General features: G+C 65.5%; 20 protein-coding genes and 1 tRNA gene. 13 read left to right on the top strand and 8 right to left on the bottom strand.

Annotated elements, in window-relative coordinates; all coding sequences use genetic code 11:
* Window positions 1-21 precede the first annotated feature (21 nt).
* On the top strand, window positions 22-828 hold the full coding sequence (locus tag IVB48_RS24405; protein WP_027565294.1) for a lytic murein transglycosylase: 807 nt from the start codon (window positions 22-24) through the stop codon (window positions 826-828).
* Window positions 829-958: 130 nt separating this feature from the next.
* On the opposite strand, the gene IVB48_RS24400 is transcribed toward IVB48_RS24405, so the two are convergent.
* The gene (locus IVB48_RS24400; RefSeq protein ID WP_247403714.1) at window positions 959-1,795 is read right to left on the bottom strand and encodes an SDR family oxidoreductase; all 837 of its coding nucleotides are present in this window, start codon (window positions 1,793-1,795) and stop codon (window positions 959-961) included.
* A gap of 129 nt (window positions 1,796-1,924) precedes the next feature.
* Between IVB48_RS24400 and IVB48_RS24395 the strand changes: the two genes are divergently transcribed.
* The 4 genes from IVB48_RS24395 to IVB48_RS24380 all read left to right on the top strand — a co-directional run bounded on the left by IVB48_RS24395 (window position 1,925) and on the right by IVB48_RS24380 (window position 5,421).
* Complete coding sequence (locus tag IVB48_RS24395; RefSeq protein ID WP_247403712.1) at window positions 1,925-2,299, top strand: response regulator; 375 nt, start codon at window positions 1,925-1,927, stop codon at window positions 2,297-2,299.
* 56 nt (window positions 2,300-2,355) lie between these two features.
* Window positions 2,356-2,967, top strand: a complete 612-nt coding sequence (locus tag IVB48_RS24390) for a LysE family translocator (protein WP_247403709.1) — start codon at window positions 2,356-2,358, stop codon at window positions 2,965-2,967.
* Between the two features lie 581 nt (window positions 2,968-3,548).
* Window positions 3,549-4,760 carry a GGDEF domain-containing protein gene (locus tag IVB48_RS24385; protein ID WP_247282500.1) on the top strand — a complete coding sequence of 404 codons (1,212 nt, stop codon included), beginning with the start codon at window positions 3,549-3,551 and terminating at the stop codon, window positions 4,758-4,760.
* Window positions 4,761-4,794: 34 nt separating this feature from the next.
* Complete coding sequence (locus IVB48_RS24380) at window positions 4,795-5,421, top strand: peptidoglycan recognition family protein (RefSeq protein ID WP_247403705.1); 627 nt, start codon at window positions 4,795-4,797, stop codon at window positions 5,419-5,421.
* Between the two features lie 4 nt (window positions 5,422-5,425).
* On the opposite strand, the gene IVB48_RS24375 is transcribed toward IVB48_RS24380, so the two are convergent.
* From IVB48_RS24375 to IVB48_RS24365, 3 genes are all read right to left on the bottom strand, one after another.
* Window positions 5,426-5,767: a hypothetical protein gene (locus tag IVB48_RS24375; protein WP_247403702.1), complete on the bottom strand. Its 342-nt coding sequence runs from the start codon at window positions 5,765-5,767 to the stop codon at window positions 5,426-5,428.
* A gap of 191 nt (window positions 5,768-5,958) precedes the next feature.
* Window positions 5,959-6,858 carry an RNA polymerase sigma factor RpoH gene (gene rpoH / locus IVB48_RS24370; RefSeq protein ID WP_007596598.1) on the bottom strand — a complete coding sequence of 300 codons (900 nt, stop codon included), beginning with the start codon at window positions 6,856-6,858 and terminating at the stop codon, window positions 5,959-5,961.
* A 217-nt stretch (window positions 6,859-7,075) separates the two neighbouring features.
* Entirely contained in the window at window positions 7,076-8,083 is a 1,008-nt protein-coding gene (locus tag IVB48_RS24365) for an RluA family pseudouridine synthase (RefSeq protein WP_247282498.1), read from the bottom strand.
* Here IVB48_RS24365 and IVB48_RS24360 point away from each other — a divergent pair.
* Together IVB48_RS24360 and IVB48_RS24355 are read left to right on the top strand one after the other, a co-directional pair.
* Window positions 8,082-8,426, top strand: a complete 345-nt coding sequence (locus IVB48_RS24360; RefSeq protein ID WP_247403699.1) for a hypothetical protein — start codon at window positions 8,082-8,084, stop codon at window positions 8,424-8,426. The two genes, IVB48_RS24365 and IVB48_RS24360, sit on opposite strands and share 2 nt — an antisense overlap.
* Before the next feature lie 251 nt (window positions 8,427-8,677).
* A tRNA-Glu gene (locus IVB48_RS24355) sits at window positions 8,678-8,752 on the top strand.
* A 96-nt stretch (window positions 8,753-8,848) separates the two neighbouring features.
* Here the strand turns inward: IVB48_RS24355 and IVB48_RS24350 are convergent.
* Entirely contained in the window at window positions 8,849-9,802 is a 954-nt protein-coding gene (locus IVB48_RS24350) for an alpha/beta hydrolase (protein WP_247403697.1), read from the bottom strand.
* A gap of 985 nt (window positions 9,803-10,787) precedes the next feature.
* Here IVB48_RS24350 and IVB48_RS24345 point away from each other — a divergent pair.
* Window positions 10,788-12,278, top strand: a complete 1,491-nt coding sequence (locus IVB48_RS24345; protein WP_247403694.1) for an amidohydrolase family protein — start codon at window positions 10,788-10,790, stop codon at window positions 12,276-12,278.
* A 3-nt stretch (window positions 12,279-12,281) separates the two neighbouring features.
* Window positions 12,282-13,232, top strand: coding sequence for a GTP-binding protein (locus IVB48_RS24340; protein WP_247403692.1), 951 nt, complete (start codon window positions 12,282-12,284; stop codon window positions 13,230-13,232).
* Between the two features lie 2 nt (window positions 13,233-13,234).
* On the opposite strand, the gene IVB48_RS24335 is transcribed toward IVB48_RS24340, so the two are convergent.
* Window positions 13,235-13,612, bottom strand: coding sequence for a tautomerase family protein (locus tag IVB48_RS24335; protein WP_027565272.1), 378 nt, complete (start codon window positions 13,610-13,612; stop codon window positions 13,235-13,237).
* A gap of 111 nt (window positions 13,613-13,723) precedes the next feature.
* On the opposite strand from IVB48_RS24335, the gene IVB48_RS24330 reads away from it, so the two are divergent.
* The gene (locus tag IVB48_RS24330) at window positions 13,724-14,323 is read left to right on the top strand and encodes a TetR/AcrR family transcriptional regulator (protein WP_247403689.1); all 600 of its coding nucleotides are present in this window, start codon (window positions 13,724-13,726) and stop codon (window positions 14,321-14,323) included.
* Window positions 14,324-14,326: 3 nt separating this feature from the next.
* Here IVB48_RS24330 and IVB48_RS24325 read toward each other — a convergent pair whose 3' ends face one another.
* Both IVB48_RS24325 and IVB48_RS24320 read right to left on the bottom strand, forming a co-directional pair.
* Window positions 14,327-14,800, bottom strand: coding sequence for a hypothetical protein (locus tag IVB48_RS24325; RefSeq protein ID WP_247403687.1), 474 nt, complete (start codon window positions 14,798-14,800; stop codon window positions 14,327-14,329).
* A gap of 11 nt (window positions 14,801-14,811) precedes the next feature.
* Window positions 14,812-15,312 (bottom strand): hypothetical protein, encoded by a 501-nt coding sequence (locus tag IVB48_RS24320; protein ID WP_247403685.1) that lies wholly within the window; start codon window positions 15,310-15,312, stop codon window positions 14,812-14,814.
* 298 nt (window positions 15,313-15,610) lie between these two features.
* Between IVB48_RS24320 and IVB48_RS24315 the strand changes: the two genes are divergently transcribed.
* The 3 genes from IVB48_RS24315 (at window position 15,611) to IVB48_RS24305 (ending at window position 21,422) form a co-directional block, all read left to right on the top strand.
* Window positions 15,611-17,293: a cache domain-containing protein gene (locus IVB48_RS24315; RefSeq protein ID WP_247403683.1), complete on the top strand. Its 1,683-nt coding sequence runs from the start codon at window positions 15,611-15,613 to the stop codon at window positions 17,291-17,293.
* Window positions 17,294-17,305: 12 nt separating this feature from the next.
* Entirely contained in the window at window positions 17,306-17,989 is a 684-nt protein-coding gene (locus IVB48_RS24310) for an aspartate/glutamate racemase family protein (RefSeq protein ID WP_247403680.1), read from the top strand.
* A gap of 127 nt (window positions 17,990-18,116) precedes the next feature.
* The gene (locus IVB48_RS24305) at window positions 18,117-21,422 is read left to right on the top strand and encodes a carboxyl transferase domain-containing protein (RefSeq protein ID WP_247403678.1); all 3,306 of its coding nucleotides are present in this window, start codon (window positions 18,117-18,119) and stop codon (window positions 21,420-21,422) included.
* Window positions 21,423-21,430 lie beyond the last annotated feature (8 nt).

Raw genomic sequence — 21,430 nt, 5'->3', positions numbered from 1 at the left:
TTCCCTGTAGGATTCATCCGAATGTCGAAATACGCCTTGGCCATCGCCTTCATCGCCTGTCTGGCCGGCGGATCGGCGCAAGCCGCGCGCTGCGGCGGCGACTTCAACAGCTTTGTCGCCAGCATGACCGCAGAAGCGCAAGCTGCCGGCGTCTCGGCGAGCGTGACCAGTGCGGCGCTCAGCGGTGTGCAGCAGGATGGCGCGGTGCTCGCCTTCGACCGGCGCCAGCGCTACACCTTCAACAAGAGCTTCGAGCAGTACGTCTCGACCCGCGTCGGCCCCGGCCGCATCAATGGCGGCAAGGCACTGCTGCAGCGCCACGCCGCGCTGCTGTCCCGCATCGAGCAGCAGTTCGGCGTGCCCCGCTATATCCTGGTCGCGATCTGGGGGCTGGAGAGCGATTTCGGCAAGGGCGACATCGGCAAGCTGCCGGTGGTCCGCACCCTGGCGACGCTTGCGCACGACTGCCGCCGCACGGAGCTATTCCAGGGCGAGCTGCTTGCGGCGCTGAAGATCGTGCAGCGCGGCGACCTGCCGCTGCGCGACCTCATCGGCGCCTATGCCGGCGAAATCGGCCAGACCCAGTTCCTGCCGTCCTCCTATATCAAGTACGGCGTCGATTTCGACGGCGACGGCCACGTCGATCTCCGCCACAGCGTTCCCGACGTGCTCGCCTCCACCGCGAACCTGCTTCACACCAGCGGCTTCAAGATGGGCCAGTCCTACGGCGAAGGCACCGCAAATTTCGAGGCCATGCGCGAATGGAACAGGGCGGTGATCTATCGCAAGACGATCGGGTATTTTGCCGATCGGCTGGCGGGGCAGTGAGGGGGAGCTAACCACAGTCGTCATTGCGAGCGCAGCGAAGCAATCCAGAAACTTTCCGTGGAGACAGTCTGGATTGCTTCGTCGCTGCGCTCCTCGCAATGACGAGCGGAGACAGTGCCGCGCCCCTGACCTACTTCGTCGGCCCCTTCGCCATCCTCTCCAGCTTGCGCTGTAACGGCGCCCAGTACGTTCCCGGGCGGAAGCGCTGCAGGAGGTCCATGAAGCGGGCATCGTTGCCGATCAGGATGCGCGGCTCGTTTCTCTCGATGCCCCTGATGATGCGCAGCGCGGCGTCTAGCGGCGTGGTCTTGGCCGCGTTCTCGAACCGCTCGATCGATTGCGACCGGCGTGCGTTGTCGGTGACGCCGATCCCGGTGCGCGAATTGCGGGCGATGGCGGTAGCGACGCCGCCGGGATGCACGACCGACAGCCTGACAGGGCTGCTTGCGACTGCAAGCTCGTGCCGCACGCTCTCGGAAAAGCCGCGCACCGCGAATTTCGCCGCAGCATAGGCCGACTGTCCGGGCGGGGCGATGATGCCGAAGATCGAGGACAGGTTGACAATGTGCGCCTCGCCCAGCGTCTTCAGATGCGGCAGGAAGGCGCGCGTGCCGTGCACCACGCCCCAGAAATTGATGTCGAACAGCCAGTCCATCTGCGCCTGGTCGATCTCGTCGAACGAGCCCATCAGCGCCACGCCGGCATTGTTGACGACGATGCCGAGCGCGGGATGCGCGGCGGTCGCCTGCCGCGCGAACTGCGCGATGTCCTTGGGCTCGCTGACGTCGACGCGGTGCAGGCTGACCTTGCATGCGGCTCCGATCTCGGCCGCGAGCGTCTTCAGCCCGGCCTCCTCGCGATCGGCGAGCGCGAGATCGCAGCCGCGCCGCGCAAGCTCGATCGCCAGCGCGCGGCCGATGCCGCTTGCGGCTCCGGTGATGGCGGCGGCGCCGCGGATTGCAGTCATGATGATCCCCCGTCGAGCCTCTCGAGCGGAACTATGATTTACATTTTTTCATATTGGAACCGAACCGCATGGCGGTTCCCACCTTAACCTACGTTACTTGATGAAAACAGGCAGCATTGGGAGCCGCCGATGGGACAAGCACAGCCATTTCGCGCCACCGCACTGATCGTGGAAGACGACCTCATGCAGAGGGAGATGCTCAGTCTTCTTCTCGAAGAAAGCGGCTACGACGTCATTCAGTGCGAGAGCGCCGAGGCGGCCGAGCTTGTGCTGGAGAAGAGCGCAGGCGCGCTCTGCCTGATGATGACCGACGTGCAACTCGCCGGCCGCATGAACGGCGTCGAGCTCGCGCATGTCGCCAAGGACCGCAACCCCAAGCTCGACGTCGTCGTCACCTCCGGCCGCCCCTTGATGCAGCCCCTGCCGAACGGCGCAAAGTTCTGGGCCAAGCCCTGGGCGCCGCTCGACGTGCTCCGCGAGGCCGAGATCGCGCAGCTGTCCTGACGGTCGATCCGGCAGGCCGGCTTTCGTGGTCCGGGGCGCGGTGATAAGGTCGGTCCATGACCTTGTCCTTCCTGCTCACCTCGCTCATCGTCGTCGCCTCGCCTGGCACCGGCGTGCTCTACACGCTGGCGGCCGCGCTGACCCGCGGCTCGCGCGCGAGCATCGCGGCCGCGTTCGGCTGCACCCTCGGGATCGTGCCGCACATGACGGCCGCGATGCTGGGGCTCGCCGCCGTGCTCCACACCAGCGCGCTCGCCTTCGCCACGCTGAAATGGTGCGGCGTCGCCTATCTGCTCTACATGTCCTGGCAGGCGCTGCGCGAGACCGGGGCGCTGGCGGTCGATGGCGAGATCCGCGAGCGTTCGGCCGGCCGGGTGATCGTGACCGGCTTTCTGATCAACATCCTCAATCCGAAGCTGTCGATCTTCTTCCTCGCCTTTCTGCCGCAGTTCATCGCCGCGGACGAGGGCCATGTGCTGGCGCGGATGCTGGAATTGAGCGGCGCCTTCATGGCGATGACGTTTGCGGTGTTCGTGGTCTACGGGCTCTGCGCAGCCTCGGTGCGCGAGCGCGTCATCTCCCGCCCGCGCGTCATGGCCTGGCTGCGCCGGAGTTTTGCCGCCGGCTTCGCCGCGCTCGGCGCCAAGCTGGCCTTCGCGGAGCGATAGCTTCTCCAGCCAATCAACGCGGGAGCCAATAAAAAAGCGGGCCTTGCGCCCGCCATCTTCCAACTCAGAACTCCCACCCGACGCCCGGGCGGAGCGAGCTCCACCCGGGCAAAGAATAAGAAGCCTCGTTACTTCTTCTTCGCTGCCTTCTTGGCCTTCTTCTTCGTCGCCTTCTTCGCCTTCTTCGCTTTCTTAGCCATAGGATCCTCTTCAGGGTTAATGGTGAAACGCGACACGAGGGATGCTCGGCGGAGGGCCAGCCTCGCAACATCCTCGATGACAAGCTCAGCAGATTCGCGCGCTTCTGCCCCGCGCTGTCACATCGGTGTCATCGCGTTATCCACAGCTCAGATGCATTTTCGGGTGATTTTGGCTCGCGAATCCGGCGGCGTCGGCATGCCTAACGATCCGACAATGCGCCGGCCGTTCATGAATCCAAAACCAAAGGCATGCTTTCGCGGATCGCAGTGAGACTCCGTTAAGCGCGACGGCCGCATTGTCTCCGCAAGAAAACGGGGACGGGTCATGGACGGACAGCTGGCAGGGACAGAGGGCGCGATGCTGCGCTTGTGGCGCGCGCCATGCTGAACGTGCCGACACTCTGGACCGTGTTCGTCGTCAACTTCCTGGCGCTCGGCCTGATCTGGGCCTACGTGACGCGCTCCTATCCGAAATTCGCGGCCGCGCGGTTCTGGATGGCATCGTGCTTCGTCGGCGCGACCGGCACGATGGCGGCCTTGATCCGCCTTTTCGTCGTCTCGCCTGTCCCGCTTCTGCTCGGAGCCGCCGGCGTCATCGCGGCGAGTTGCCTTGCCGCCATGGGCATTCAGCGCTTCTACGGGCAACCGGTGTCTTGGCGCGTCATGGCCGCGACGGGAATTCTCAGCCTTGGCGGCGTCGTGTTCTTCATGGTCGCATACGATCACATGCAGCTGCGCATGCTCAGCTACTCGCTCGGTCAGGGGCTGCCGCTGGCGCTGTCGCTGCGTTTGCTGCTGTCGCCGCCGGAAGGCCGCGCCAGCCCGGGAGCCCGGCTCTCCGGCATCGTGATCATCACCATCATCGCGATCTTCGCGGCCCGTGCGATCGGCAATCTGCTCGGCGGCGATTTCTCGTCGGTCGCCGGCGGGCAGTCTCATGCCGTCATGGTGCTGGGCCTGCTGTTCCTGTCAATGACGCTCAATTTCGGCTTCCTGCTAATGGCGATGGACCGCCTGCGCAACGAGGTTGCCGACCTCGCGCTGCTCGACGATCTTACCGGTGTCGCCAACCGGCGGCATCTGTTGCAGCGGCTGGGTGAAGAATGCGCCCGCTCCGAGCGCAGCAGCGAGCCGTTCTCGCTGCTGGTGATCGATCTCGACGGCTTCAAGACCATCAACGACACCCATGGCCATGCCGCGGGCGATGCCTGCCTGCAGCACTTCACCCTGATGGCGCAGACGCGCTTGAGGCCCGGCGACATGCTCGCCCGCACCGGTGGCGACGAATTCTGCGTCGTGCTGCCGTCGTCGACCTTGCGCGAGGCGGCTGCGATCGCCCGCCGCGTGCTCGAGGTCTGCCGCCAGGATGCCGTCAACTGCACCGGCATCGACATTCCGATCGCGATCTCGATCGGGGTGGCGCAGTGGGACCGCGGCGTCGGCCAGTTTCCGGACCGCCTGATCGCGCATGCCGACCACGCCCTCTATGCGGCCAAGAAGAACGGCAAGAACGACTTTGCCGTCCACGATCCGGCGCCGCCGCTCATGCCTGACCCGGTCGGTCCAGGCGAGGCCTTGCGCAAATTCGCGTAAGGGCGTGCTAACGTCAGGTCCGCACTGGACCCGCATGATGATCTCTCGCCTGCTCGCGGCCGTTCTCGCCGCTCTCATTCTAATCGCACCTGCCGCTGCGACCGACGCCGAGCTCGCTCAGCTCGCGCGCGCCTCCGGCACGCCCGACATTCCCGGCCTGAAGATGGTGTGGCTGGCGCCATGGGGCGACGTAGGCAACGCAAAACCGTGGCGTAACATCATCGTGCACCAGACCGAGGGACCGGCAGGCTCGGCGCGCGGCGGTGCCGAGGTGCAAGCGAAGAATCCCACGCGTCGCGGCGTCACATTGTGGGTCGAGACCGACGGCACCGTCTATTGGGCGGTCGCGGAAAACCTGGTGCCGACCCATGGCGACGGCGCCAACCGCAACGACAACAAGTACATCGACAACAAGCCGACCTATCGCCAGGTGGTGCGCGACAATTCGATCGGCGTCGAGTTCGCCGGCAACTATCCCGACGTCACGACGGGCCCGACCGCGGCGCAGGTCGCGGCATGGAAGATCCTCGTCCAAATTCTGCGCGCGCGCTACGGCATCCCGCTCGACCGCGTCTATGCGCACAACTGGATCGACTACAAGGACGCCCGCTATTGCGAAGGCTGCTGGCTCGCGACGCTGGCGCGGGTTTGGGGGGAGTGACGAGCTACACCGGTTGCGACATCCAGCCGAGCAGCCGCCGGATCAAGCCCGGTCGCCGCGGCAGTTCCGGTGGGTCATCCACCGCCAGCACGCGTTTGAAGAAGTAGTCCAGGAACACCATGTCGTTCGGCTCAGTGACCGTGAATGTCTCGTCGCCGAAGTAGACGCTGTAATTGAAGAAGAACGGACCCATGAGCGGGATCGTCGCGGTCGAGGCGTAGTCCTTCGAGATCACGAACTCCGACGGCTCGAGCCCGTGGTCGCGCATGGCCTGCTCGACCAGCGGCAGCTTGCGCATGAACTGGGCGGAGAAGCCGCCGACGGTGGATTGCAGAATGATCGACACGGGTGGTGTCCGTTCTCTTGATGCTGTCGGCCCGATGCTTTTGGTCGGTCGACCGGCAGCGCGGGTTCAAGATGCCTGGTCCGCGTCCCCGCGAACATGCTGCGCCTCACACGCAAACAAAAAAGCCGGCGTTGCCGCCGGCTTTTTGTCTCTTGTCGATCCGCCAATCTCTGGCGCTAAAAACCTCGCGCTTAGAGCGCGGCTTCCAGCGCGGCCTGTTCGGCCTTTGCGATCGTGCCCTTGACCGCGGACTGCACCTTCTCGAAGGCGCGGACCTCGATCTGGCGGACGCGCTCGCGCGACACGCCGAACTCGGCAGCAAGGTCTTCCAGCGTCATCGGCTCATCGGCGAGGCGGCGCGCCTCGAAGATGCGGCGTTCGCGCGGGTTGAGCACGCCCATGGCGCCGTTCAGGGCGTCACGGCGATGATCATACTCCTCGTGCTCGGCCAGCATGGCTTCCTGGTTGGGCGAATTGTCGACCAGCCAGTCCTGCCATTCGCCGGCCTCGCCGTCGTCGCGGATCGGAGCGTTGAGCGACGCGTCGCCACCGAGGCGGCGGTTCATGTCGACCACGTCCTGAGCCGTGACGCCGAGACGCTTGGCAATGATGGCCACCTGGTCGGGGCGGAGATCGCCTTCGTCCAGTGCGGAAATCTTGCTCTTCGCCTTGCGCAGGTTGAAGAACAGCTTCTTCTGGTTCGCGGTGGTGCCCATCTTCACGAGCGACCACGAACGCAGGATGTACTCTTGAATCGACGCCTTGATCCACCACATCGCGTAGGTAGCGAGACGGAAGCCCTTCTCGGGCTCGAACCGCTTCACTGCCTGCATCAGGCCGACATTGCCTTCCGAGACGACCTCGGAGATCGGCAGGCCGTAGCCGCGATAGCCCATGGCGATCTTGGCCACGAGACGGAGATGGCTGGTGACGAGTTGATGCGCGGCGTCACGATCATCGTGCTCGCGCCAACGCTTGGCGAGCATGTATTCCTGCTGGGGTTCCAGCATCGGAAACTTGCGGATTTCGCCGAGGTAACGGGAAAGGCCGGATTCGCCATTAAGGACCGGCAGGGTAGCTGTACGGGCCATAGTGCGCCCTCCAAACAGGTTCAGGCCCCCGATAGCGGCGGGCCAGGCAGACGACCGCTTGGTTAAAGCCGATCGGTGCTGCGATGTTCCGCGTTGGTCTTCAACGCAAGCGCAATATACTCCATCGGGAGGCAAAAAGGGAAGGATTGCTGACGTCACGTCCCCGTGTGGCAGCTATAACTTTTTGTAATGTAAAGCATTTCTGAAGCGGCCTGCGTCATAGCGCCGCTTTCAGGGCCCCCTGGAGGAGAAGTAAATCCTCCGGCAGAGGCGCCTCCCAGTGGAGTAATTCTCCAGTCCTCGGGTGCTCCAATACCAGCAGGTAAGCGTGCAGGGCCTGCCGGCCCAGCGCAGCCAGGACGGCCTGCGACTCGGGGCTCAGCTGGCTTGCCTTGGTCTTGAAGTGCGGGCCGTAGACGGCGTCGCCCATCAGGGGGTGGCCGATATGGGCGAGATGGACGCGGATCTGGTGGGTGCGCCCGGTCTCGAGCTCGCAGGCGAGCAGCGTCGCGATCGGCTTGCCGTCGCGCCCGGCAAAACTCTCCAGAAGCTCCCAATGCGTCACCGCCTCGCGGCCGCCCTGGCGCACCGCCATCTTCTCGCGCGCATGCGGGTGGCGGTCGATCGGCGCGTCCACGGTGCCGCGATGGCGGCCCGGCAGCCCCCAGGCGAAAGCCATGTAGCCGCGCCGCATCGGCCCGGTGCGGCCGTGGTCGGCGAATTGCGCGGTGAGCGAGGCATGCGCGAGGTCGTTCTTGGCGACCACCATCAACCCCGTGGTGTCCTTGTCCAGCCGGTGCACGATGCCGGGCCGGCGGACGCCACCGATGCCCGACAGCGATGAGCCGCAATGGGCGATCAGCGCATTCACCAGCGTGCCGGTCTCGTGGCCGGCCGCAGGATGCACCACCAGCCCCTTCGGCTTGTTGAGGACGACGATGTCGTCGTCCTCGAACACGATGTCGAGGGCGATATCCTCGCCTTTCGGCTCCGGCGGGGCCGCTTCCGGCACGTCGATTGTGATCGTATCGCCGGATGCGACGTGATAAGCGGGGTCCCGGATCGCGGCGTCCCTGAGGCTCACCGCGCCCGCCAGAATCAGGGCTTTCAGCCTCGATCGCGACAGTTCGGCAAGGTGCGTCGCCAGCACGCGGTCGAGCCGGGTCGAGCCCTCGGAGCCTTCGACGACAACCTCCAACCTTTGCGCAGAGCCAGAATTTTCCATGACGACGTCTGATACCGTTGTTCCCGAACCGAGCCCCGAGCAGGCCGCGCTGTTCGCGCGGGTGCGGCGGATGATGCTGATCGCGGGGCTGACCACGGCGCTGGCAATCTGCGCCGTCCTGATCGCGGTGGGCTACCGCCTTTTCAAGTCGGAGGGAAGGGCGCCCGAGCCGGCAGGCGACGTCATTGCCACCCTGCCGAAGGGCGCCAAAATTGTCTCGAGCGGCGTCGCCGGCGACCGGCTCGTGATCACGCTCGACGTCGGCGGCGTCACCGAGATCCGCACCTTCGATGCCCACACCTTGCGGCCGGCCGGAACGCTGAAATTCGCCAATGAGCCGTAAGGCGGAAGCTGCGGCGCGGAACCCGCCTCCTCCGTCGTCCTGGAGAAGGCCAAGACCCATAACCACCGAATCCGGTTGCACGAACGAGATCGTCGTTCCGATCTGCCTTAACCATCCCCATTCGGGGTAATGGGTCCTGGCTCCTGTGCGCAATTGCGCACGAGGCCAGGACGGCGGCGGAGAGCGTGTCTAAAACCCCTCGATCCCCGCTTGCCGCCGGCAAAATTCGAGGCTATGTCCTCTCCCTCAACGCTCCCTTCGTCTAGCGGTTAGGACGCGGCCCTCTCAAGGCTGAAACAGGGGTTCGATTCCCCTAGGGAGCGCCATTTTTCCTGCCAGACTGGGCACTTCGAAAACCGGCCATTTCCGCTTGTAGCCCCAACCGGCGTGCGCAGTTCGCACGGCTCGGCGCGGGCGCTCTCCTAAGCGATCGTGCCGTCGATCGAGCGGCGGATCACCCGCTGTACCTCTGCATTCGACAGAAACAGATCGTGGTTGATGATGCCCCAGCCCTCCTGCGAAGCATCGACCACGCGCACACCGAGCTGCGCGATGACGGCTTTCTCGGCGGCGCCGACCCTGGTCATTCCACCTGCGATCTGTCCCGACAGGGCCAGGGCGCGATCGTTCGTGGAGGCGATCACGGTGATCTTGCCGGCAAGCGGACCGATGCGGTGGATCGCCGACGAGAACACGTCCATGTCGATATCGGGCGCGGCAAACACCACCGCGCCGATCTTGCTCGTCACTGTGTCGCCGTATCGCGCATAGAGCTGACGCAGGCTTTCGAGCGACAGCATGGTTCCCATGCTGTGCGCAACGATGTTCACGCGGCCGGTGCCTGGCGCCGACACGAGTGCGGAGAGCACGTGCTCAAACTCGTCGCGGGACCACATCGCACTGTCGCGGTCATAGGCATAGTCGAACAGTCCTGCCTTGGAGGGCCAGGAGAACACCATGGTCCGACCGCGGAACTTGATCCCATCGGAGAGATGGGCGCCATCCAGCACCGCCGTCTCGAACGTCTGCTTGAAGCCGTGCACATAGATCAGCACGTCTCCTCCGCCGGCCTGGGCAACGAGATCGCCAACGTCGGTCGACACCGGTTCGACCCGGTCAAGGCGCCAATCGCCAAGTCCAACCGAGGCCAGAGAAAGGCGGCTCTCGTCCGGCGCCACCAGCTTCGCCCGCGCGACTGTCATGGTCGTCGCGCGCTCCGGCCCGAACCAGGGCTTCGTGCGACCGCCGTTCACCGGCTTGCGCGTGGTGGTGACGAGCAATGTGGGGTCAAGGGATAGCGATGACGCGTCGAAACGTGCCCCGGTTGCTCCCAAGCCGGCGCATCCGCCGAGCGCGAGGGCGGTCCCTGCCGACATAAATCCGCCGAGGAGAGCGCGGCGCGAAACAGGACGACAGGGGTCGCGTTGCGGAAGACGTCGAACGATCACACGAAACCTCTGGGAACTTTGTCCACCGTAGCGCCCCACTACATCCCTGAATGACAATGGGGGCGAGAAGACGGCGGAGCTGCTTCGCGGTCCATTGCACGGTCGTGGCGTCCGTCGTCTCCGACGGCCGGACGAAACAGACGCAAACGCAAGTCAACCCGTCATATCAAAATATTACGATTTACCGAAATTCGGAATTGTCGTATATGTCGGCGATCCCGGCCCACAAAAGGGGCGGTCGTACGTCGTCACGAACGCGGGTTGGGAGTTGCGGTGGACGCGGGCGGCGTTGAAGGCGGGTGAGTAGCGTGCAGGGCGAGATGAACCTCGTGAGCATGTCACCAACCGCATCGACGGACGGCGCCCATGCCTGCGAAGTCTTTACCGAAGCAGGACCATGTCCTGCGAAGCCTCAGGCGAAGCAGGATGCCTGCGTACGGCGAAACCGTGTGGTCCTGGCCGTCGTCGGTCAAGCCTTTGCGAAGGCGTCAGCGCGTCAACCGGCGCGGTGCCGTGCATTTCGTGGAGGTGACGGAGGCAAGAAGGAGCTCGTTTCCGGGGAGAGCGCGGCATAGGCCGTCAAACCATCGCGCAGGGAAGGCCTGGTCTCGGCTGCCCTGTGTCTCCCCTGTGCATTGCGTGAGCAATCAGTTCGCATGGGGTTTTTTATGGGTGCCAGCCGGCGCCCGGTCTTCCCTGCGCCCTTTCTTCTCGAGGGGTGAAGCGAGAAGCATAGCTCGGGCAAACCTGCCGCGAGACTGCGAGCGCGTATCTGCGACCCGCATGTGAATTGACCTCCCTTCGAGCCTCCCTTTCGAGCCTTCCTTGCGAGCATGATGCATCGGCATCGGTGGAGGTGGTCGTACCTCACGGAATCTGCCTTGATGCGAATTCAGCGTGAGGGAGTGACGATATGAGCGGCTTGGTGATCTCTGGCGGTCGGGTGGTGGATCCCGCCAGCGGAATGGACGCGATTGGCGATGTGGCGGTGGTGGACGGCAAGGTCGCCGCGGTCGGAACGGGGCTCGGCAGTGCCGAGCGGGTGATCGACGCGACGGGGCTCGTGGTTGCGCCCGGCTTCATCGACCTTCATGCGCATGGCCAGTCGCTCCCCGCGGATCGCATGCAGGCGTTCGACGGCGTCACGACGACGCTCGATCTCGAAGCCGGCGTGCTCCCGGTCGGGTCCTGGTATGAGCGCCAGGCGCGGAAGGGACGCGTGCTGAATTACGGCGCCGCCACCAACTGGGCTTTCGCGCGCATCGGCGCGATGACGGGCTCCAACGCCGAGAGCTCGCTGGAGGCGTTCGGCAACGCCATGCGCGATCGCCGCTGGATGGACAACGTGGCGAGCGATGCGGAGGTCGCCGGCATTCTCGAGCGCCTTTCGCGCGGCCTGAACGAGGGCGGCATCGGCATCGGCATCTTGAACGCCTATGCGCCGGGCGCCGGCGTGCAGGAGCTGACCGCGGTCTGCCAGCTCGCGGCCGCGCAGGACGTGCCGACCTTCACCCACGTCGCCTACATGTCGCGCGTCGATCCCGAGAGCGCGGCGGAAGCCTATATCCGCCTGATCGGCTACGCCGGCGCCACCGGCGCGCACATGCACATCTGCCATTTCAACTCGTCGAGCAAGACCGACGTCGAGCGCTGCCGCGTGCTGATCGCGAAAGCGCAGGCGCTGGGCCTGCCCATCACCGTCGAGGCCTATCCCTACGGCACCGGCTCGACCGTGCTGGCGGCTGCGTTCTTCAGCGACCCCGAATTCGTCGAGCGCAACGGCACCGGTTACGATTCCGTGCAGCGGGTCACCGACGGCCATCGCTTCAGCGATCGCGAGGAGCTCTTGAAGGCGCAGGCGGAAGAGCCGTCCTCGCTGGTGCTGTGGCACATCCTCGACACCGAGAACAACGCGCATCACCGCGACCTCCTCGACATGTCGGTGCTCTATCCCGGCGGCGCCATCGCCTCCGACGCGATGCCGTGGACGACGTCGGACGGCAAGACCTACACCGGCGATGCCTGGCCGCTGCCGGATGACGCCACCTCGCATCCGCGCTCGGCCGGCTGCTTCACGAAGTTCATCCGCGAATGGGTGCGCGAGCGCAAGACCGTGTCGCTGCTCGAAGGCGTGCGCAAATGCGCGCTGATTCCGGCGGAGATCCTGTCGCAGAGCACGCCCGCGATGCGCGCAAAGGGCCGGCTCGCGAAGGATGCCGATGCCGACATCGTCGTATTCGACTACGAGAAGCTCTCGGATCGTGCGACCTTCACGGCGATGAACCGCCCGTCCGAAGGCGTGCGGCATCTGATCGTCAGCGGCGAGATACTAATCAGCGATGGTGTGCTGGACGTGGCGGCGCGGCCCGGCCGTCCCGTGCGCCGTCCCGTCGTCGGGGGCTGAGACATGCCGGTCCCCATTCTCCTGGTGACGGGCTTTCTGGGGGCCGGCAAGACCACTGTCGTCAACCATCTGCTGGCGCATGCAGAGGGGCGGCGGATCGCCGCTGTGGTCAATGATTTTGGCGCGATCAACATCGATGCCGAGCTGATCGCGGGTGCGAGCGACGGCGTGGTCAGCCTCGCCAATGGCTGCATCTGCTGCTCGCTCGAAGGCGACCTATTGCGCACCCTCTCGACGCTGCTGCGGCGTGATCCGAAGCCGGAATACATCGTCATCGAGACCAGCGGCGTCGCCGATCCCGCCGAGATCGTCCGCAATTTGATGGATCCCGTGATCCTGCGCGAAGCGCCGCTGGAAACGGTGCTCTGCGTGATGGACGCGGCGACACCGCCAGCCGCTCTCGACGATGCGCTGCATCGTTCGCAGCTGCGCGTCGCCGACATCGTGGCGCTGAGCAAGCTGGATCTGGCGGACGAGAGCGCGGGCTCCCGGATGCGCGAGGCCATCCGCGGGCAGCGCGTTCCTGCCGTGGTGGTCGATGCGCCGCACGGCGAGATTCCGTCCGCGCTGCTGTTTCCCGCGACCGTCGATCGGGCCCCCGCGCGACGCGAGCCCGGACCGCGACGGCCGGCAGAGCAACGCTTCGAAACGCTGAGCTGGACCTCGGACCAGCCGATCTCGCTGCCCCGCCTGCAGCAGGCGATCGGCCGGCTTGCGCCAAAACTCGCGCGGGCAAAAGGCCTGTTCGAGACCGTCGAGCAGCCCGGGCGCCAGATGGTGTTTCAATTCGCCGCCGGCCGCGCCACGCTGGCGCCGGGTGAAGCCGGGCTCGCCGTTGGTGATGCCACCGCTCTGCCGCGCGCGCGGATCGTCTTCATCGCCGAGCTCGGGGTGCTCTCGAAGGCGGAGCTCGACGGGATCATGGAGACGTGCGTTGGATCGGTGAAGCTATAAGCTCAAGCGAATTGCGCAACGCCGTGGCCGACGGACCAGTTCTCCGCGGGCGCATCGAGGACGTTGACGAACACGTCCTCGGGGCGGATGCCCGGGTTTTCGCCGAGCAGATCCGCGATCCGCCGGTACAGGGCCTTCTTCTGCTCGGGTGTGCGCGAGGCGAATACGGTGATCTGGATCAGCACGGCATCGTCGCTGCGGGTGACGCCGTAGGCGTTGCCGCAGCGGAAGTTCGCGGGCGAAAGCTCGCTGATGGTCATGAACTCGTCGCCTTCGGGGACGTTCAGCGCCTCGCGCATGGCGCGGTAGAGGCCGTCGAGGATCGCCTTCCGGTAGGCTTCCGGCTTTCCGGCGCGCATCGAGATGTGGAGGAGAGGCATCGCGAATTCCTCATTGACGAAAGGCTGCGTAGGCCCCAGTTTGTTTTTGACGCGGCGTCAAGAAAACATGTTTTTGACATCGTGTCAAATATGCCTGACGGGAGCAAAAGCTTGAGGCCGCGCGAATTCGACCATGACGATGTCCTGCGCATCGCCTTCGACCAGTTCTGGCGCAAGGGCGTGCGCGGCACCTCGCTGTCGGACATCGCGCGCGACGCCGGTGTGCAGCGCGGCAGCCTCTACAACGCCTTCGGCAGCAAGGAGGCGCTATTCCTGCAGGCGTACGAGCGCTATGCGGGAGACTATCTCGTCGCTTTGCAAAAGGCGCTCGGTGCGGGCAGCTTGCGAAAGCGCCTCACCGCGTTCTTCGACCTGACCATCAGCAACTTCCGCGCGGGCTCGCCGCCGCGGGGATGTCCGACCACGCGCGGCTTGATGGAGCTCGGCGCGGCCGAGGGCGAGGGGCTGGACGAGGAGGCGCGGCAGGCCTTCGCGAACCTCATCTTGCGCATCACTGTTCTGGTTCAGGAGACGTTGTCGGCGGGTGCGGCGCGCGGCGAGTTCAGCGGCAATTCCGCGGCCGCGGCACTGCACATCATCACCGTGACGCGCGGCCTCGCCGTGCTCGAACGCGCCTTCGGCGACGAGCCGCAGCTGCGCAAGATCGCGTCTCACACCATCGATCTCGTGCTCGGCAAGAAGGGCGGCTAGATGTCAGCAGACCGCGAGCGCGTTAACCGCCCTGGTTGTCGCAATCCCGTTCTCGTCGCCGACGAACTGGCAAACGGCAGATTCGAGCTCACCTGGCTGGTTGCCGCGCGCCACCGCCAGCAGCCGCATCAATTCCGCCTCGTCCTTCGACAGGCGCCGGCACGACGGCGGCATGAAGCACAATTGGCAGGGCCGACCGCTGCGCAGGATTCTGACCAGTGCGGCAACGCGTGCGACCAGCAGCGGGCGGTCGGCGATGCCAGGCGCCTCGTCGGCAAAGCGATAGGCCGCCTCCCAGCAATCGGACGCGCCGGTCGCATAGGCGGCTGCGATGAACAGCAACAGCGAGAGTGTGACGCGGCCAAAATCATCGTAGCTCTCGAAGTCAGGCCGCGTCGCAAGCGCGACCCGAAGCGGACAGAGCCGCGCCTGGCCGGCTTCCGTGACAGACACAGCGCCGCAACTGTCCTGCATCATGCGCGATCTCGTCAGTGCAACGTGGGGCTTCCGACCAGCCAGCTCTTCATCGCCATTGTCCGGTCGTGGTCGAAAGACGGAACGTGTCGGTCGGGCAGGATGCGACCCGCCATGCGGAAGATCGTTGCAAGCCCGCGCACGGGTGCGAGAGCCCAATCGGCGCCGACCGGCGGCAGCCAGCATTCGAACTGTTCGCGCGCGATATCATCGCGCTCTTTCTGCGCGGCGGCGATTGCCCGCAACATCCCGTGCTCGCTGTCGGACATGCGCGGGCAGGTCGGGCAGTGCACCGCGATCGCCGTATGCGCCGTGCAGGCAAAGATCTCGATGATGGATTCCAGCGAGGGCACGGCGTCGCCCACGCGAAAATGGTCGTACACTTGCTGGATGTCGGCCGCGGTGGGAACAGCGCTTCCGCTGCGTGCCTTGGCCCGAAATCCCCAGATGAAGAGCCGCTCCGCCGCGCTCAGCGCCGGAAGATCGAGAGACCCTGTCGATGTCGATTGATGCATTCTAGCCTCTGGCCTCCGGCTGCGCCCGCGCCCCGGGCTGGCGCTGATGATCTACGCCGATCGTTCCGTCAGAGCCCCCTGCAAGTCAACGCTCGGAGGGGCGATGTCGAGGTCTTCTAGTTTTGAAGAGTTCGCATCTCGGATGCAGCCCGCCTCGTGAACCTGCGAGGCCGTCCGGGGCATGCCGGTAGGATCCTACGGAGTTTTGCGGGACTTGGGGGAACCCGAATGCTTAAAGCTTTGCTAAGGGACGCGGGATAAACTGGCATATCAGCCCTTCCAAATCTTGCGAGCACCGATGTTTTTCTCCCGCATCAGTTTCAAGCTGGTCCTGATTGTCGGCATCAGCCTCCTTGGCATGATCGCGCTGGCGCCGATCGCGCTTTCGACCCTGCGCGCGCAGATGATCGCGGACCGTGAGGCCAAGACGCAGCACATGGTCGACGTCGGCTACGGTATCCTGGCGCACTACCAGAAGCTCGAGAGCGAAGGAAAGCTGCCACGCGAGCAGGCGCAGGCCGCCGCGATCGCGGAGATCAAGAGCCTGCGCTACGACAAGGTCGAATATTTCTGGCTGAACGACATGACCCCCAAAATGGTCATGCATCCGATCAAGCCGGAGCTCGACGGCAAGGATCTCTCCGGGATGAAGGATCCGTCCGGCAACGCGCTGTTCGTCGGCTTCGTTGACGTCGTCAAGAAGCAGGGGGCGGGCTTCTACAGCTATCTCTGGCCGAAGCCCGGCTTCGACCAGCCGGTCGGGAAAATCTCCTATGTGAAGGGCTTTGCGCCCTGGGGCTGGATCATCGGCACCGGGATCTATCTCGACGACGTCGACGCCGTCTTCCGCCAGAATGCGATGACCTTCGCCCTGGTGTGCCTTGTCGTCTTCGTGCTCGTGCTCGCCGCCTCCTTCGTGATCGGCCGCAGCGTGACGCGGCCGCTTGCGAAGATCACCGCGCTCACCGAGCGCCTCGCCTCCGGCGACAGCGCGTTCGACGTGCCCCATACCGACCGTCGCGACGAGATCGGCGGGCTCGCCAAGGCGCTCGCCGTGTTCAAGGACAATGCTGCGGAGGTCGGCCGGATGCACACCGAACAGCAGGAGACGAAGCAGAAGGCCGACGAGGAGAAGCGCAGGACGATGACCGATCTCGCCGGCAAGTTCGAGGCGAACGTTCAGGCCGTCGTCCGCGACGTCTTCAATGAGGCGCGCGCGATGCAGCAGGCCGCGCAGGGCATGTCCGAAACCGCCAACAAGGCGACCGTCCGCGCGAGCTTCGTCGCCACCGCCTGTCAGCAGGCTTCGAGCAACGTGCAGACGGTGGCCTCCGCCGCCGCGCAGCTGTCGTCCTCGATCACCGAGATCAGCCAGCGTGTCGCGCAGGCTGCAACCGTGGCCGACAAGGCCGCTGCCGACGGTCAGCGCACCAACGACACGGTGCAGGGGCTGGCGGCGGCCGCGCACAAGATCGGCGAGGTCATCGACCTCATCAACCAGATCGCCTCGCAGACCAATCTGCTCGCGCTCAACGCCACCATCGAGGCAGCGCGCGCCGGCGAGGCCGGCAAGGGCTTTGCGGTGGTGGCAAGCGAAGTGAAGTCGCTGGCGAGCCAGACCGCGAAGGCGACCGACGAGATCGGCGCGCAGATCACCGCGATCCAGGCCGAGACCAACCAGGTCGTCGGCAACATCGAGAGCATCCGCAGCACCATCATGGAGGTCAACGAGATCTCCTCGTCGATCGCCGCAGCGGTCGAGGAGCAGGGCGCCGCGACCGCGGCGATCGCCCACAGCGTGAGGGAGGCCGCCTCCGGCACCGACCAGGTTTCGCAGAACATCTCGGGTGTGACCGATGCGACGGCGGAGACCGGCCAGGCCGCCGGCCTCGTGCTGCAATCGAGCGGCCGGCTGTCGCAGAAGCTGCAATCGCTGGAAAACGAGGTCAGCGCTTTCGTTGCGGGGGTGCGGGCGGCTTAGTATAGCAGGGGGATGGGCCAAACTTCCGATCGGCGCGCGCGCATTCTCCTGATCAATCCAAACAGTTCCGTGGCGACCACCGAGATGATGGTCGCCATCGCGAGGTCTGCCGCCGGCGACGGCTTCGAGATCGACGGCGCGACCGCAACGCGCGCGCCACAAATGATCGTGACGCCGGATGCGTTGGATGCAGCTTCCACCGAAGTTCTGGAGATCGCGCAGTCGAACCGGCATGCATGCGACGGCATCATCGTCGCGGCGTTCGGCGATCCCGGATTGGCCGGGATCAAAGCTGCGATAGAATTGCCCGCGGTCGGCATCGGTGAGTCCTCGATGCTCGCAGCTGCCGAGAACAGCCGCCGCTTCGGCGTGGCGACCACGACGCCGCTGCTGGAAGCGAAGATCGACGCCTTGCCGGAAGCGCTGGGGCTGCGATCGTATTACACCGGCGTCCGCTTCGCGGAGGGCGATCTGCAGGAGCTGATGCGCGATCCGGCGCGGCTGCGCACAGCGCTCGCCGGCGCGGTCGAGGCCTGCATCGCGCAGGATGGCGCGGAGGCCGTCATCATCGGCGGCGGGCCGCTGGGCGAAGCTGCGCGCGAGCTTCAGCCGATGTTCACCGTGCCGATCATCGCCCCGATCCCGTCTGCCGTGGCGCGGATTATTCGCCTCATCACGGCGCAAGCGACCGACTGAAATTCCGGCCCGCGGGAACGGTCGTCGCGACCGGCGTTCTTGCCCTTGACGGCCTCGGTTAAAGTGACGAAGCAGAACCATCGGACCTGCCGACCCGCGCCTGGGCACGCGGGCATGGAGACGCTGCATGTCGTTCAAGAAGCTCCTGATCGCCAATCGCGGCGAGATCGCCATCCGCATCGCGCGCGCCGCAGCCGATTCCGGCCTCGCAACGGTTGCGATCCATCCCGCGGACGATGCGCTGTCGCTGCATGTGCGGGTTGCCGATGAGGCCGTTGAAATCCCCGGCCGCGGCGCACGGGCCTATCTCGACATCGAGGCCGTGGTGAAGGCGGCAATGGCGTCCGGCTGCGACGCCGTGCATCCCGGCTACGGTTTCCTCAGCGAGAACGCTGCATTCGCCACGGCCTGTGCCCACGCTGGCCTTGCCTTCGTCGGGCCGAAGCCGACGGCGCTCGAACTGTTCGGCGACAAGGTGGCGGCACGGCAACTGGCAAAGCGCTGCGGCGTGCCGATCATTGCCGGCACCAGCGGGCCGTCCTCGCTGGAGGACATCGCGGCGTTCTTCGCCTCGCTCGGCAGCAACGCGGCGATCGTGATCAAGGCGATGGCCGGCGGCGGCGGGCGCGGCATGCGCGTGGTCGAGCGCGCTGCCGATCTGGCGGAGGCCTACGCGCGCTGCCAGTCCGAGGCCAAGGCCGCGTTCGGCTTCGACGGCGTCTATGCCGAACGGTTGATCCGGCAAGCGCGCCATATCGAGGTACAGATCATCGGCGACCGCCACGGCGCGATCTCTCATCTTTGGGAACGCGAATGCACCATCCAGCGCCGGCACCAGAAGCTGATCGAGGTGGCGCCGAGCCCGTCGCTCAGCGACGGCTTGCGTGGCCGTATCATCGAGGCGGCGAAGCAACTCGCCGTGGCCGCGTCGTACGACAATCTCGGCACGTTCGAGTTCCTGGTCGACGGCGCCGCCGAAGACAGCTTTGCCTTCATCGAGGCCAACCCGCGGCTTCAGGTCGAGCACACAGTGACCGAGGAGGTGCTCGGCCTCGATCTCGTCCGCGCCCAGCTTGCGGTTGCTGCCGGTGCCTCGCTTGCCTCGCTCGGCCTGGCGCAAGGCTCGATCCCGAAGCCGCGCGGTTATGCCATGCAGCTCCGCGTCAACATGGAGACGCTGGACGAGCTAGGGGCGACGCACCCGACCGGCGGCGTGCTTGCCGTGTTCGAGCCGCCGTCAGGCCCCGGCGTGCGCGTCGATAGTTTCGGTTATGCCGGCTACAAGACCAGCGCCGCCTTCGACTCGCTGCTGGCAAAGGTCATCGTGCATACGTCCGGTGAAGCCTGGCACGAGGTCGTTGCCAAGGCTTCGCGCGCCTTGCGCGAGTTTCGGATTGACGGCGTCGTCACCAATATCGGCTTCCTCCAGGCCGTGCTGGCGCATCCCGACTTCCGCTCCAACCGCATCGCGACAGACTTCATCGATCGCAACATCGGCAAGCTCGTCGAAGCCGCGGATGGCGCGGCCAAACCACTCTATTTTGCAGCGACGGAGCGAAGCGGCGGTCCCGGCACCGAGGCGCATACGGCACAGACCGTGCCCGAAGGCACGGTGATGGTCGCGGCGCCCCTGCAAGGCACCATTGTCACTATTCAGGTGAAGGAAGGCGAGGTCGTGCGTCCGGGCCAGCAGCTCGCCGTGATCGAATCCATGAAGATGGAGCATCTCGTCATGGCCGAGCAGGGCGGTCGCGTCATGCAGCTACTCGCTGGCGACGGTGTCACGCTGATGCATGGCGAGCCGATCATGTATCTGGAGCCGCTCGAGGTTGCGGCTGATGCGTCGGCAACGGAAACCGATATCGATCTCGACCACATCCGTCCCGATCTCGCCGAACTGATCGCGCGCCAGGCCAACACGCTCGACGAAAATCGCCCTGCTTCGGTCGAGCGCCGCCGCAACACCAATCAGCGCACCGCGCGCGAGAATGTCGCGCAGCTCGTCGACGACGGCTCGTTCATGGAGTATGGCAGCCTTGCGATCGCGGCGCAGCGGCGGCGGCGCAAGCTCGACGATCTCGTCAAGAACACGCCGGCTGACGGCCTCGTCATGGGTGTCGCGACCGTCAACGCCGCGAAGTTCGGCCCCGAGGGCGGTCGCTGCATCGTCGTGGCCTATGACTACACCGTGCTCGCGGGCACGCAGGGCCACATGAACCACAAGAAGATCGACCGCATGCTGACGCTCGCGGAAGACTGGCGCGTGCCGTTGGTGTTTTATGCCGAAGGCGGTGGCGGGCGGCCTGGCGATACCGACCGGCTCGGCATGACCGGCCTCGACGGCCCGTCCTTCGTGCAGTTCGCACGGCTCTCGGGTCTCGTGCCGGTCATCGGCATCGTCTCCGGCTATTGCTTCGCCGGCAATGCCTCGATGCTCGGCTGCTGCGACGTCATCATCGCGACCAAAAACGCCTCGATCGGCATGGGTGGCCCCGCGATGATCGAGGGCGGCGGGCTCGGCGTCTATCACCCGGCCGAGGTCGGGCCTGTTACGTTCCAGTCGCCGAACGGCGTCATCGATATCCTCGTCGAGGACGAGGAGGAGGCGACGCGTGTTGCGCAAAAATATCTGTCTTATTTCCAAGGGGCGGTGACGGACTGGCAGGCCGCCGACCAACGGCTGCTGCGCCGCGCCATCCCCGAGAACCGCCTGCGCGTCTACGACATCCGCAGCGTGATCGACCTCGTCGCGGACAAGGACTCCGTGCTGGAGCTGCGCCGCGATTACGGCGTCGGCATGATCACCGCGTTGATCCGCATCGAGGGCAAGCCGTTCGGCCTGATCGCCAACAATCCGCGCCATCTCGGCGGCGCGATTGACGCAGATGCCGGCGACAAGGCCGCGCGCTTCCTCCAGCTCTGCGACGCCTTCGATCTGCCTATCGTCTCGCTGTGCGACACGCCCGGCTTCATGGTCGGTCCGGAAGCCGAGAAGACGGCGATCGTACGCCACGTCTCGCGCATGTTCGTGACAGGCGCGAGCCTGACCGTGCCGCTGTTCGGCATCGTGCTGCGCAAGGGCTATGGGCTCGGAGCGCAGTCGATGATCGGCGGCGGCTTCCATGCCTCGTTCTTTACCGCGGCCTGGCCGACCGGCGAGTTCGGCGGCATGGGCCTGGAGGGTTACGTCCGCCTCGGCTTCCGCAAGGAAATGGAGGCGATCGCCGAGCCCGCCGAGCGCGAGACTTATTATCGCAACAAGGTCGCCGAGCTCTATGCCAACGGCAAGGCTGTCTCGATCGCCTCCGTGTTCGAGATCGACAACGTCATCGATCCCGCCGAGACGCGGCGTTGGATCATGGCGGGCCTGCGCTCGGTGCCGAAGCCGCCGGCGCGGAATGGGAAGAAGCGGCCGTGCATCGATACGTGGTGAGGGCGGTG

The sequence above is a fragment of the Bradyrhizobium sp. 76 genome (assembly GCF_023073025.1).
Taxonomy (GTDB): domain Bacteria; phylum Pseudomonadota; class Alphaproteobacteria; order Rhizobiales; family Xanthobacteraceae; genus Bradyrhizobium.
The sequence above is the reverse complement of the archived record's forward strand: the minus strand, read 5'-3'. Positions and strand labels throughout refer to the sequence as shown.

Excerpts from the sequence above, each read along its gene's own strand:
- IVB48_RS24405 (WP_027565294.1), top strand. The coding sequence starts at position 22 with ATGTCGAAATACGCCTTGGCCATCGCCTTCATCGCCTGTCTGGCCGGC.
- IVB48_RS24400 (WP_247403714.1), bottom strand. The coding sequence starts at position 1,795 with ATGACTGCAATCCGCGGCGCCGCCGCCATCACCGGAGCCGCAAGCGGC.
- IVB48_RS24395 (WP_247403712.1), top strand. The coding sequence starts at position 1,925 with ATGGGACAAGCACAGCCATTTCGCGCCACCGCACTGATCGTGGAAGAC.
- IVB48_RS24390 (WP_247403709.1), top strand. The coding sequence starts at position 2,356 with ATGACCTTGTCCTTCCTGCTCACCTCGCTCATCGTCGTCGCCTCGCCT.
- IVB48_RS24385 (WP_247282500.1), top strand. The coding sequence starts at position 3,549 with ATGCTGAACGTGCCGACACTCTGGACCGTGTTCGTCGTCAACTTCCTG.
- IVB48_RS24380 (WP_247403705.1), top strand. The coding sequence starts at position 4,795 with ATGATGATCTCTCGCCTGCTCGCGGCCGTTCTCGCCGCTCTCATTCTA.
- rpoH (WP_007596598.1), bottom strand. The coding sequence starts at position 6,858 with ATGGCCCGTACAGCTACCCTGCCGGTCCTTAATGGCGAATCCGGCCTT.
- IVB48_RS24360 (WP_247403699.1), top strand. The coding sequence starts at position 8,082 with ATGACGACGTCTGATACCGTTGTTCCCGAACCGAGCCCCGAGCAGGCC.
- IVB48_RS24365 (WP_247282498.1), bottom strand. The coding sequence starts at position 8,083 with ATGGAAAATTCTGGCTCTGCGCAAAGGTTGGAGGTTGTCGTCGAAGGC.
- IVB48_RS24350 (WP_247403697.1), bottom strand. The coding sequence starts at position 9,802 with ATGTCGGCAGGGACCGCCCTCGCGCTCGGCGGATGCGCCGGCTTGGGA.
- IVB48_RS24345 (WP_247403694.1), top strand. The coding sequence starts at position 10,788 with ATGAGCGGCTTGGTGATCTCTGGCGGTCGGGTGGTGGATCCCGCCAGC.
- IVB48_RS24340 (WP_247403692.1), top strand. The coding sequence starts at position 12,282 with ATGCCGGTCCCCATTCTCCTGGTGACGGGCTTTCTGGGGGCCGGCAAG.
- IVB48_RS24335 (WP_027565272.1), bottom strand. The coding sequence starts at position 13,612 with ATGCCTCTCCTCCACATCTCGATGCGCGCCGGAAAGCCGGAAGCCTAC.
- IVB48_RS24325 (WP_247403687.1), bottom strand. The coding sequence starts at position 14,800 with ATGATGCAGGACAGTTGCGGCGCTGTGTCTGTCACGGAAGCCGGCCAG.
- IVB48_RS24320 (WP_247403685.1), bottom strand. The coding sequence starts at position 15,312 with ATGCATCAATCGACATCGACAGGGTCTCTCGATCTTCCGGCGCTGAGC.
- IVB48_RS24315 (WP_247403683.1), top strand. The coding sequence starts at position 15,611 with ATGTTTTTCTCCCGCATCAGTTTCAAGCTGGTCCTGATTGTCGGCATC.
- IVB48_RS24310 (WP_247403680.1), top strand. The coding sequence starts at position 17,306 with ATGGGCCAAACTTCCGATCGGCGCGCGCGCATTCTCCTGATCAATCCA.
- IVB48_RS24305 (WP_247403678.1), top strand. The coding sequence starts at position 18,117 with ATGTCGTTCAAGAAGCTCCTGATCGCCAATCGCGGCGAGATCGCCATC.